This window comes from Rhodanobacter sp. sgz306013 (assembly GCF_057031145.1).
The window spans coordinates 1-1,276 of sequence record NZ_JBXCIJ010000009.1; the positions used below are offsets into that span (position 1 = coordinate 1).

General features: G+C 64.7%; 1 protein-coding gene. It reads right to left on the minus strand.

Annotation, left to right across the window (positions count from 1 at the left end):
• Positions 1-126 precede the first annotated feature (126 nt).
• Positions 127-1,203, minus strand: a complete 1,077-nt coding sequence (locus tag AC2EWF_RS18000) for an IS5 family transposase (protein ID WP_027483920.1) — start codon at positions 1,201-1,203, stop codon at positions 127-129.
• Between the last annotated feature and the right edge of the window lie 73 nt (positions 1,204-1,276).

Here is a 1,276-nt window from a genome sequence, read left to right on the forward strand (position 1 = left end):
CTAGCAGGCTGTTGAGAAGCAGGGTTCCGCACTGCTTTTGATAGACACGATCTATGGCATGGCGGCCACTGCGATAGCGGTGGAGTGCGATTTTCCGCCCTGCGGGCGCACGTCTCCTGTCATCGCTCACGTTGGTGAAGGCTCCCACCATTCGCCGATGCCGCCGAGGCGGATCAGGTTATAGGCGGCAAACGTCCAGGTCACCCAGCCGCGCACCGCGGCGAGGCCGACCATCGGCAGCTTGCGCAGCCCGCCGATGGTCTTGATCCAGCCAAAGCCCTGTTCGATCCGTTTGCGTACCTTCTGGCTGATGCCGTAGCCGCGCGTGCTCGCCACCGCACGCGGCACGGCACTGCGTCGCCCATTGCCCGTGTTGCGTGCGATATGCGGCACGATCTCACGCGCCCTCAGGGCCGCAACGAAGTCCTGCGTGTCGTAGCCCTTGTCCGCACCCAGGGTGGCCCCTCGCCGGACGCCGGCCGCGGTGAGCAGGTCCAAAGCGCCGTCCCGCTCGCCGGTGCCACTGGCATGGCGGACGTCTACACCGATGATCAGGCCATGACGGTTCTCCATCAGGCTGTTGGCCAGGTAGCTCAGCTTCGCTTCCTTGCCTTGGCCCTTGCGGATCAGCCGGGCATCCGGATCGGTGGTGGACGCATGCGTCTCGTTGCTGCGCTTGTGCCCACGGAAGTCGTCGCCATTGCCCTCGTCGTCGTCCTTGGGCCGGAAGCTCTTGTGCGAAGCCCACGCCTCCAGCAGCGTGCCGTCCACCGAAAAGTGCTCGTCGCTGACCAGATCACGCAGCCGCGCCAGCAGCACGGTGTGCTCGAAGAAGTGCTGGGCGATCAACTCGTCGAACAGCCGTTGGCGGTTGAAGGAGAACGTCGAGTGGTCCCACACCGGATCGTCGATGTTCAGGCCGACGAACCAGCGGAACAGCAGGTTGTAGTTGAGCTGCTCCATCAGCAGCCGCTCGCTGCGCACGCTGTAAACCACCTGCAGCAGCGAGGCGCGCAGGATGCGTTCGGGCGGGATCGACGGGCGACCGCCTGCGGCGTAGCGCGCCGCCAGCAGTTCATCGAGCTCGCCCAGGATCGCGTCCACCAGAATCCGAAGCTTGCGGATCGGATGATCCGGCGGCACGCGATCCTCGACCGATACGTACGAAAACATGCCAAGCTGTTGGACGTCGGGGCTGCGCATCGGATCAAGCGGTCAGTGATTGAGAGCGTCTATGACCGCGGCGATGCGCGGAGGTTTCTCGACAGCCTGCTAG

Bases quoted from the DNA above. Each gene is read 5' to 3' on its own strand.
- AC2EWF_RS18000 (WP_027483920.1), bottom strand. From the start codon at position 1,203: ATGCGCAGCCCCGACGTCCAACAGCTTGGCATGTTTTCGTACGTATCG.